We start from the raw sequence: 11,419 nt of genomic DNA on the forward strand, positions 1-11,419 counted from the left end.
CATTGGATGCGACTATGCCTAACCGCAGGGGTTCTTAACCGCCCACGAGGCTCATTTAGCAATAACATCGCACCATCCACACAGACAAGAAATGAGGCGTCGATTCAGGTTCTCTTCCCATTATATGTAAAGTAAGAAGACGTGGCGAGCCCGTACAATAAGAAATCTCAGCGACCAGCGTCAACATCTGTTCAAGCCTCATTACGCTGCCGATCCGACCGTACTGCGTGGCACCGCAACCCGCCTAGGCAATTCCTCTGCAACGCATACCGTTGGATTAGCCTTATCGTCGGCGCGATCCTAGTACATCGATACACTGCCGGTCACTCGGCTTAGATATCCCTCACACCGACTACAGGCGGCCTCATACATTAGCCCTCACCCGAGATAAGTATTTCTGCATATTGGGCAATTGCAGCAATGATTGGACTATCTTACATAACTCACTAAGGTATCTTTTATTTGTTTGAAAATGGGGCTGAAAGAATGCTGGCGAAAGATATACTGGCCTTGCCATCGGTCTGGGTGGGGCATGGTTTTCGTCATTATAAGCGCGATGATATCGCACTAAAATTTTTCCGCTGGGCAGATCGGGTGGCTCCAGGAAGCGCCAATATTCAAGGTCACGTCGGTGCTTCTTTTGAGGCAATTGGTCAGCGTGGCCATGCCCTTGAATGGTTTCGCCGTTCTGCCGTCGGCCGCGTCGTGCAAGCGAAGGATTTGCTCTGCGCAGCGCACGGTTTACAGCGCAACCTCGAAAAGGACCTGGCAACAAAGGCCTTCGAAAGAGCCGTAACCTTGGAGCCTGGTAACATCCGGCTGTTGAAGGAAGCAGCAGCCAATTACCGCGCCAATCACCGTATCGAAGACGCCAACCGCTTATTCGAGAAGGCGCTGGCGCTTGCACCGGCGGATGCCGAGATCGAACGTCTGGCCAAAGCTACCCGCTGGAATGAAGGCGCCCATGCGCAACGGCTGAACTTCGTTATCATCGGGACCACGGGTACTTGCAATGCGTCTTGTATCCACTGTCCTACCGGCAAGGCAGAAACGGCGCATGTTCCCCGTAAGCCTATGGATATGGGGCTATTCCGAAGCTTGATTGATCAATTAGCGGAGGGCGACATCCCGATCACCGGGCAAATCGCTTTCGGTCTTTTCGGAGACGGCCTTGTCGATCCCTTCGTCGTTGAGAGAGCTGCCTATGTCCGTCAGATGCTGCCTGGGGTCGCAATTTCGGTCAATACCAATGGGGCTGCTTATGATCCCAAAAAGCATGCTAAGCTCAGGGACTATATTTCCCTGATCACCTTGCATTGTGAATCAATCAATCCCGCTGTTTATGATCGCATGATGGCACCATTGCGCGCCGAACGAGTGCACGCCAAATTCCCGGGTCTATTCCGTGACTTTCCCCAGATGGTGCGAGTTTCCGTCCCGGTGAGCCGTGCAAATCATGGCGAAATGGAGGCTATGTTCAGCCATTTCAAAGCTATGGGAGCAGAACACGTTGCTTTCCATCCACTTTCGGCTCGTTGCTCACGCGATCAGACACTGTTCGATTCGCTGTCCTTCGACCCACATATTATTCGCTGCGAGGGGAAGATTTTCAATGATCTGATCATAGACAGTGATGGTGCGGTGGTCGCTTGCTGCAACGATTTTGAACGGGAAGTGCCTGTCGGCAATCTGAAGGACAACACACTGGCTGAACTTCTGGTCGATCCAAGACGTCATGAAATGATCCGACTGCTAGAAGAAAATCGGCATGATGAAATTTCAACCTGCGCTCGTTGTCGAGCCGATATCAGACTGCCTGCAGAAGAAGCAGTCATCGCCTGAACGTTTTTCTACCGCTTCTTCACCGTAAATCGCAGATCACCATTGAACAATCGCAGCATCCCCTCCGGGATCAACAGCGAGAACAAAGCCATAGGCCACAGCGGTGCCGGGAACCCGAACAACCGCTTGTTGGCCAGTGCGTTCTTCACGATCCGCCGTGCCGCATCTTCATCGGTAATCTCATGCGGGCGGTTGCCCAGATGCTCGCCGCCCATAGGGGTCGCCACATAACCCGGGCAACATACCGACACACCCACGCCCGAGCCCTGCAAGGCTTCTCTTAACGAGAGGCCATACATAACGAGTCCCGCCTTGCTGGCTGAATAAGCCGGTGCATCGGGCAAAGGGGACAGCCCTGCCAGCGAGGACACCAAGGCAATCTGTCCCTTACGTCGCGCCTGCATCCCAGGCAGCACAACATGCAGCGCAGCAACCGCTGAGGTCAGATTGATCGCCAGCACATCCCCTGCAACATCGCCGGATTCTACGACCTCCCCATCGCGCCGCCCGTCGAGAATCCCATGGTTCGACACATAGAGATCGACCCCACCGAACCTCTCGACAAACCCTGCAAAGGCCGAAGTATCACGCATATCGCAGGCCACAGTGCTCACGTCGCCACCACAGCTGCGAGCCACGTCCGCCAGTCGAGCTTCATCACGACCAACCAGCCCCAGGCGCCATCCAGCCTTCGCCAGTTCGAGCGCTACGGCCCGGCCGATTCCGCTGGAGGCCCCAGTGACGATCGCCGAACGGCCTGAGGCGTTGCTCATTCCTCTTCTTCCAGCGCTTGCAAGCGCTGAAGAATGGTATTTTTTGCGATGCTGGCCAGTGTCACGCCCGAGCGCGACAAGGCCTTCTTCTCTCCGACAAGTGTATCGATCACGCCATCAATCTGCGCCTGCGTGTGGCCAGACGAGATAAAGAAGCGAATCCGTGCCGCCTTTTCCGGCACTCCTGGCGGCAGCACAGGCACGGTAGCATAACCACGCTCCATCAGGCGTTCCGACAGCATCACCGTCTGCAGACTGTCGCCGAGCACCACCGGCGTTACAGCCAGACCCCAGCTGTCTCCAACGTCCAAGCCCGCGGCGCGCGCTTTGCTGAGGAAATAGCCGCCGCTGGCGTGCAAAGAGGTCACACGCTCCGGTTCAGACAGCATCAGGTCCAGCGCCGTCAGCGAAGCCACGGTTGCCGTGGCCGGAATACCCACCGAGTAAACCATGCCAGGTGCGCGATATTTCAGAAAATCAATCAGGGCTCGCGGACCCGCGATATAACCGCCGCAGGAGACCAGCGTCTTGGACAGCGTGCCCATCCAGATATCGACTTCGGAGGGATTCACTCCGGCATGCTCAAACAAACCGCGCCCGGTTTTGCCCAGCACACCCAGCGAATGGGCTTCATCCACCATCAGCCAGGCCGAATGACGGTTCTTCACCTCGATCAGGCGGGCAAGATCAGGCCCGTCGCCATCCATCGAGAACAGGCCCTCCGTAACGATCAGGCAGTGGCGGAACTGGCCGCGCAACTGACCCAACAAACGGTCCAGAGCCTCGATGTCATTGTGCGGGAAGTTGACGCGGTGCGCGCCAGAAAGCTGTGCCCCGACCACGATACTGTTATGCGACAGAGAGTCATGAATGATCAGGTCCCCCTCTCCCATCATGGTGCCAATGGTCGTTACATTGGTGGCATGGCCGGACACAAAGAGCAGCGCATCTTCGGCCCCGTAAAGGCTGGCGAGTTCACCCTCCAACTGCCGATGCACACCGCGCTCGCCTGAAGTCAGACGACTTGCCGAAACACTGGTGCCCCATTGCGCCGCAGCCTCGGACACGGCAGCCACGATACGCGGATGCCCGTTCAGCCCGAGATAGTCATAGGAGGTGAAATTGACGGCAGGCTGCCCCCCAATCACCGTCTCCGTGCCCGCGCGCGCTTCATGCAGGCGATAGAAGGGTACCGGAATGCCGATCTTGCCCGCTAGGCTCTGCTGCAGGCGGATCGCTTCGAAACCGGGCAGATCCTCAAAGCTGGGCGCCTTTTTGCGCCCACCGCTCAGAATCCCTCCAAGCAGGCCAGACGGCGAGTTAGTGGCCTTCTTCACCCCCGCGATCAACGCAGAGCGCATGTCACGGCTTAGACGGCGGGGCGAATGGTCTTCAGCCACGCGATGATGCTCCTTCCTTGACGGGGGCTGCTTCGGCCTTGCCCGTCAGACTTTCCTGCGTGATTTCGCCGCCGCCATGGATAGCAATCAGCGCGCTTTCGGCGTCCGACAGACCCGTCGGAGCCGCAGCTTCGCCGGAACCACGCGCAATCACCAGCACGCGCTGGCCCAGTTCGCGCAGATTGCCGACAGCGCTGATGGCCATCATTGGCAGTTCGATCTTGTAGCGGTTCTCGATGCTCATGCGCAACTCGAGCGCCATCAACGAATCCATGCCCAGCGAGTCGATCGAAGCATCAAGATCCACATCGGCTACGGCCAGACGCATGATCCCCGCCGCTTCCTCCGCCAGCATGGTGACAACGATCTTGAGCGCCGCTGCTTCATCAAGCCCGGCGATCATCTCGGACAGGCTCTGCCCACCGTTCGACACCGACGAACTGCGCACGGCAAAATGGCGGGCGAAGGCAGGTGATGCCGGCACCGGCAGCGAGAACAGCGCTCCCGCTTCGGCAAAGTCCGAGATCGTCACCACCGGATCGGTCAGTCGCTCGACCAGGCTCAGCACCTTGTCGAGGCGTGCCAGAGCATCCGAGGACTGCATGCCAGTAACGCCCGCGATACGGCTCAGGCTCTCCAGCGTGTCGCCACGCGCGGCCAGCAGACCGACGTCGGCGATTGCGCCCCATTGCACAGCAAGGGCGGGCAATCCTTCGGCTCGACGGCGACGCGCCAAACCTTCCAGCCAACCATTGGCCGCCGCATAGGCGCCCTGGCCCGGATTGCCGATCAACGCGGAAGCCGAAGAGAACATCACGAAATGCTTCAGCGGCTGTCCCAGCGTGGCGCGGTGCAGATTGTCTGCCCCCTCCACCTTGGGTGCCAGCACCTTGGCCAGCGTCGCTTGATCCAGTCCGTCGAGCATGCCGTCTGACAGGGTCACAGCCGTATGCCATACACCGCCGATCGGTCCGTGCTTGGCCGTGATCGTCTTGACCAAAGCCTTTGTTGCAGCGGCGTCGGTCACGTCCAGCGCGGCGACCTCAAAGACCATGCCTTGAGCCCGCAGGCGCTCAACCACCGGCAACGAAGCAGCGTCGATGGTCCCGGCGCGGCTCGCCACGACGATCTTATCGGCACCCTTGCCTGCCAGCCACAGTGCAGTAGCCAGACCAAAACCACGCGTGCCGCCAACGATCAGTTGCACGCCGGCACCCGGCTTGAAAGGCCCGGCCAGCAGCGATGGTACGCCGTCACGTTGAGGCGCGCTGACCACAATCTTGCCGACATGCCCTGCCGACTGCATCAAGCGGAAGGCTTCAGAGATTTGTCCGGCGCGATAGGTCGTGACCGGTAGCGGCATATAGGTGCCATCGGCAAAACCTTCGGCAATGGCCCTCAGTCCAACCTCGGTCAATTCGGGATCAAGCGCCAGAATCTGGTCAACGTCCACGCCGAAATAGCTGAGATTGCGCCGGAAAGGACGCAGTGCCAGCATGCTGTTGGCAACATAGTCTCGCTTACCCAACTCGATGAAACGACCGCGCGAACGCATCGTCTTGATCGAACCGCGCATCGCCTCACCGGACAGGCTGTTAAGCACCACATCGGCGCCGCCATGCAGATCGCGCACCTCATCCACGAAATCGAGGCTGCGGCTGTCATAGATATGATCCGCACCATACAGCCGCGCCAGCGCTGCCTTGTCAGGGCTGGAGACGGTGGCGATCACCGTGGCGCCAATGGCCCGCGCGATCTGGATCGCGGCAAGACCCACACCGCCCGCGCCGCCATGGATCAACACGGTTTCACCTTCGCGCAAGCGCGCCAGTTCGACCAGAGAATACCAGGCGGTGTAGAAGGCAACCGGCAGCCCCGCCGCCGCCTCAGGCGAGACACCCTCAGGCAGCGGCACAAAAGCCTCCTGAGGGCCAATGGCATGGCTGGCGAAGCTGTTCTGGCCAAAGCCCATCACCAGATCGCCCTTGGCGAAGCCAGTGACACCTTGCCCCAGTGCAACCACGCGTCCCGCGCATTCCAGACCATAGACCGCGCCGGCCAACCCTTCATCCAGCACGTCGTCGAACAGCAGGCCCATGGCCAGCATCACGTCGCGGAAATTGAGGCCGGTGGCGATCAGTTCGACTTCGATATGGCCTGCAGGCGGCGTATGTCGCGCCGCTTCAATCCATTGGAAGTTCTCCAACTGGCCCGGGCGAGGGAAATGCAGGCGCATGGCCGCCATCGCCGTTTCCGAAGTCAGCGGCAGACCGGAGAGCAGTCGTGCCGAGGTCACACCTTGAGGTGTGATTCGCCATTCGCGCTCCACGCCGGGATGACGCAGAATTTCGGCAAGAGCTTGTGTCAGCGCATCCTGATCCACATCGCCACCGATGCCGATAAAGCGAATATCGGTCTCGGGCATCTCGTTCATGGCCACGCGGGTAAAAGCACGCAGCGATGCGACACGGGCAAAGCCGTTCTCGCCATGAGCCACAGCCGCAACCCACAGACGAGGACGCGGCTCGATCGCGCGCGCGGCGAACAGTGTGGCGCGCAATGCATCCACTGTGGCGGGCAGGTCAGCAACAGAGCCATCCTCAACCACCAGCAGGTGGCTTGGCGCGGCATCCTCGGCCGCGATCTCCCAGCCTGCTGTCGTGAGCGCAGCGGCGATGGACGGTGTCTGCGAGGCCTGTTGCCCTTCAGCCATCACCGGAATGCAAGCCAACTGGTCCTTGCGTTCTGCCTCAGCCTTGCGCTCGCCAATATGGACGACCAGCCCTTCATCGAAGCTGCCCAGCGTGGTGATCCCGCCCAGCTCGGGCAGATCCTTGAGCATCGGCGCCAGAGTCACGCCATCTTCCTGAGGAGCCTCGACCGGAGCCGTACCGCGTTGGAAGGCAACCAGCGAATCCATCGCAGGCTGCGCGGCCAGCCAGACGCCACCTGCACGGAGCAAGCGCGCCAACGCCGAGGCCTCTTGAGCCGCCATGCGCCTTTCGGCGGGAGCACAGAGCAACAGCACATCAGCGCTGGCCGCAGCGGGCTTGGACAAGTCAATGATTTCCCACTGACCAGCCACCGGCATGGCGCGCGACAGGCGCTCGGCCGCCAGACTGTCTGCCGCTGCGATCGACAGCCGCAGACGGCCCGCCATCGCTCCGCTCATCAGGCCAGAAGCAACCGGATCGGTCAGGGCGGCCATCACCGCCTCGCCATCCTGTTCCGCGACCACCACATGGAGGTGGCGCGGATGGTCGGCGCCGATACGTGCCGCCACGACCGAAAGGCAAGCGGTCAGAGCCTGTACCGCCGGGGCCAAACGCAGCGAGGCACTGTCATAGCGGGCCAGAGTGCGCGCGCGGGGAGGCGCCACATCTTGTCCGCGCAGGATCGCCGGCAGATTCTCCGCACCCAGTGCCGAGAGTGCCAGATCGGCAGCCGCTTCAGGAAATTCTGCGGCACAGCTGGCCAGAATGACAGCCGAATCCGGATGATCGGTTTCGGCCAGAATGACCTGATCACCGACCTGAACCACGTCACCGCCGTCGATCAGATCAATCAGCAGATCGCCGATCCATCCCCGCTGTTCGGGACTGCGGCCTCCCTTGGCTTCCAGCGCCGGGGGATCGAGCAAGGCTTGCAGATCAAGCCGCCCGTCCTGATCCGCCATGGCGCGCAGGGCCTCGACAGCACTGGCACGCATATGGGCATGGAGCAGCAGCCAACCATCAGAACTGGCCGGCAAAGCAGTCGTTTCGAACCAGCCCCGCGCCAATTGCGCCAGCGGCGGATTGCCGGTGAGGCCCGCAGGTGGCGTAGACAGGTGGTAAACACCCTGAAGTTCGGGCTTCTCGATCCGCGCCACGGCGCGCAGCAGCGCACGATCGAGACGGGCCACGGTACGCCCGGCCTCATCACGCATCCAGAGCGTCACAGTCTTGAGCTGCTCGCCGCTCTTGTCGACGACGATGGTGACATCGCGCACCTGTGCACCCGCGACCCAGACGGTCAGGCGCTCAAAGCGGATCGGCAGCCAGGTCTTGGTGGTCTCATCACCCTCGGTGACGAAATCGAACAGGCCATGGAACGCCGCATCGACGCTGGCGGGATGCAGCACCTGCGGCTTGGTATAAGCGCCCGTACCTGCCGAAGGGGTATCCAGCGTGGTCTCGACGATGTCCTCACCCTGACGACGCAGGGTCTGGAGCAAGGCGAAGGAAGGGCCGTAATCGATGTCGCTGAATTCTGCCTTTCGATAGATCGAGGCAGGATCGGCATGGGCCACGGTGACCTCGGCGATCTCTGGCGCAGTGCCGCGCAGTGCCGGAGCCTTCCCGATGCGACCGCGCGCATGCAGGTTCCAGTCATCCGGCGAAAAACGCGGACGGCTCCAGATTTCCACCGTAGCGGGATCTGGGGTGTAGCGCGTGGAAATCTCGCGCTGTTCTTCGGCGCCCAGCACCAGAGGCTGCAGAATGTCGAAATCCTCGACGCAAACGCCGCCCTCGGGCCATAGGTCCCGCGCCACGGCCAGCGTCATTTCCGCCAGCGCCGTGGCGGGCACCACCACTTCGCCACCCACCACATGGTCGGCGAGATAGGGCACCAGATGCGGGTCGAGGACATTGCGCCATTCGGGCACGCCCTGTGCCAGCCGCGCACCGATCAGCGGGTGACGTGGCGCAATGCCATGAACGTCGAGCGCTGCCGAGGTCGGCGTATAGGCATAGGTCTTGCGCTGCCAGGGATAGGTCGGCAGGTCGATCGAGCGATCGACCCCGCCGCCGACGCGCTCAGGCTCCACGCCATTGGCGATGGCGCGTGCAAGAATATCGGTGATCGGATCACCCGACGAGGCTGCTCCGTCGTTCAGGCTGTGCAGAGCACGACCCGTGAAGCCTGCCGTGTCGACTGTGCCCGCCATGGCGGAACACAGGATCATGCGTGGCCCAATCTCGATAAACAGATTTGCGCCGCGCTCCGCCGCAGTGCGCACCGCCCGCGAGAACAGCACTTCATGGCGAATGTTCTGCCACCAATAAACGCTGTCGAAGGCTTCGCCCGCCAGCAGATCGCCGGTTACGGTGGAGATCATCGGCACGCTGCCAGCGGCAGGCACGATCTCGCCCAGCTCGGCAGCGAATGCACCCTCGATCCCGTCAAGCAGGGCCGAGTGATAAGGATAGGTGATGTCGAGCTGGCGACCGGCAACGCGGCTCTTGCGTGCAAAACGCATGAGGGCGGCAACCGCATCATCCCCACCCGAGATGGTCACCGAATTGGGGCCATTGCTGGCAGCGATATCAACACCCTTGATGCCGCTGTTCGCGATCAGATCAGCGACGGCACCGCGATTGGCAGCCAGCGTGGCCATCGTGCCGACCCCATGCACCGCTTCCTGGCTGTGAGCGCGGGCCATCAGGATGCGTGCGGCCTGCTCCAGCGTCAGAATCCCAGCGGTATAGGCGGCTGTGATCTCGCCGACGCTGTGACCCAGCACCATGGCAGGGACCAGACCCTTTTCGGCCAACGCCGCAGTGATGCCAACCTGAATGGCGAAGATCAGCGGCTGCGCCCATTCGGCCAGTTCCAGCTTTTCGGCCAGATCATCGGCATGAATTGCTTCGGCCAAGCCTTCATGGCCCAGCGCCATAAAGGCACGGTCAGCTTCGTCAAAGGCGCGACGGAAGGTGGCGTTGGCCCCATAGGCTTCGCGGCCCATGCCCACCCATTGCGAGCCATTGCCATTATAAGCAAAGCACAGCTTCGCCGGGCTTGAAAGCGCGGTGCCAGTAGCCAGACGCGAGCCCTTGGGCTTGCCGCCTTCAGCAAAACTGCGAAGCTGGCTGGCCATCTCGGTGGCGTCGCCCAGCGGCAACACTGCGCGCTGACGCATCAGGGCGCGTCCATCGGCCACCGCCTGTGCCAGCGCTTCGGGGGCAACGCCCTGTTCCAGGCGTTCGGCATAGGCCGTGGCCAGTTCTGCCAGCGATTCCTTGCAATGGCTGGAAAGGACGAGCGCGTCTGGGGCGGCGGCAGGCGCCTGAGCCGCAACTGGCGGTGCACTGGCCAGCACCACATGCGCATTGGTGCCACCGAAGCCGAAAGAGGAAACGCCGCAATAGAGCTGCCCCTCGCCCAGCGGCACGGCCTTCGTGGCGGGCTGGAGATTGAGCGCGTCGAAATCGACATGCGGGCTGAGGGCATCGAGATGCAGCGTGGCAGGATAGCTCCGCTGCTCCAGCGCGATCAGCGCCTTCATCATGCCCGCCACGCCCGAAGCGGGCTCCAGATGGCCGATGTTCGATTTCACCGAGCCCATGGGCAGCGGTTTGCTGCGCGGCTTGCCCAACACGGTGCCAATGGCGGTCGCTTCGATCGGATCGCCTGCGGCGGTGCCGGTACCATGCGCCTCGACGAAAGCGAGATCCTCGGGCGAGACACCTGCTTCGGCATAGGCACGTTCGAGCAGGCTGCTCTGCCCCCCGAGACCAGGCAGGGCGATGCCTGAAGTGCGACCGTCAGAGTTGATCGAGGCGCCCTTGATCAGCGCGCGGATTGAGCCCGGTGCGGCCACATCGCTGCGCTGAAGAACAAAAACCACGCCACCCTCGGAGCGGACATACCCATCGCCATGCGCCGAGAAGGGGCGGCAGGCCCCGGTGGGCGAGAGCATCTGTGCCCGGCTGAAACCGACAAAGGCAGCTGGCGACAACAGCATGTTCACGCCGCCGACGATGGCGGTGTCGATGCGACCGCTGCGCAGATCAGCTAGAGCCCGCTCCACCGCGACGAGCGAGGAGGAACAGGCGGTGTCGACGATAAAGCTCGGCCCCTTGAGGTCGAAGAGATAGGAGATGCGGTTCGCCACGATCGACAGCGTGTTGCCGGTCATGAAGTGGCTTTCGATCGCCCCGGGATCGCCACCGAACAGATTTGCGTGATCCAGCGCCGAAACGCCGATGTAGACGCCCACTTCCTTACCCGCGATCGATGCGGGCGCGATTCGCGCATTTTCCAGCGCTTCCCATACCAGTTCGGCCAGCAGGCGCTGCTGCGGATCGACCTGCACAGCTTCACGCGGCGACATACCGAAGACGCCAATGTCAAAATCATAAGGCGTGGGCAGGAAGCCGCCCGCAAACGTATAGGCTGATCCGGCAGCCTTCTGCCCCGGATGGAAGGCCAACTCGCCATGCCAGCGCCCAGGCGGAACCTGACCGACTGTGAAAGTACCGTTGTTCAGAACGTCGCGAAACGCTGCTTCGTCGGGAGCTCCTGGCAAGCGACAGGCGGCGCCCACAATGGCCGTATCAACGGCCGTATCAAGCCTAAATGTCACGCAGTTCGATCTCTCATGGCAAATGCTCTGGGGAACGGAATATTGTCCTTCCAATA

Annotated in this window: 4 protein-coding genes; 1 reads left to right on the forward strand and 3 read right to left on the reverse strand. The window is 61.5% G+C overall.

Annotated features, from left to right (window positions below; all coding sequences use genetic code 11):
• Positions 1 to 486: 486 nt before the first annotated feature.
• Positions 487 to 1,842 (forward strand): radical SAM protein, encoded by a 1,356-nt coding sequence (locus tag HGK27_RS23100; RefSeq protein ID WP_206245233.1) that lies wholly within the window; start codon positions 487 to 489, stop codon positions 1,840 to 1,842.
• Between the two features lie 8 nt (positions 1,843 to 1,850).
• Here the strand turns inward: HGK27_RS23100 and HGK27_RS23105 are convergent, their stop codons facing one another.
• Genes HGK27_RS23105 through HGK27_RS23115 form a run of 3 tightly spaced genes read right to left on the reverse strand, consistent with a single transcriptional unit; the run spans position 1,851 to position 11,363 of the window.
• Complete coding sequence (locus HGK27_RS23105) at positions 1,851 to 2,615, reverse strand: SDR family NAD(P)-dependent oxidoreductase (RefSeq protein WP_206245234.1); 765 nt, start codon at positions 2,613 to 2,615, stop codon at positions 1,851 to 1,853.
• Positions 2,612 to 4,015, reverse strand: coding sequence for an aminotransferase class I/II-fold pyridoxal phosphate-dependent enzyme (locus HGK27_RS23110; protein WP_206245235.1), 1,404 nt, complete (start codon positions 4,013 to 4,015; stop codon positions 2,612 to 2,614). The genes HGK27_RS23105 and HGK27_RS23110 overlap by 4 nt, the downstream gene beginning before the upstream one ends.
• Complete coding sequence (locus tag HGK27_RS23115; RefSeq protein ID WP_206245236.1) at positions 4,008 to 11,363, reverse strand: type I polyketide synthase; 7,356 nt, start codon at positions 11,361 to 11,363, stop codon at positions 4,008 to 4,010. The genes HGK27_RS23110 and HGK27_RS23115 overlap by 8 nt, the downstream gene beginning before the upstream one ends.
• Positions 11,364 to 11,419: the final 56 nt, after the last annotated feature.

Source organism: Novosphingobium terrae, from assembly GCF_017163935.1.
Taxonomy (GTDB): domain Bacteria; phylum Pseudomonadota; class Alphaproteobacteria; order Sphingomonadales; family Sphingomonadaceae; genus Novosphingobium; species Novosphingobium terrae.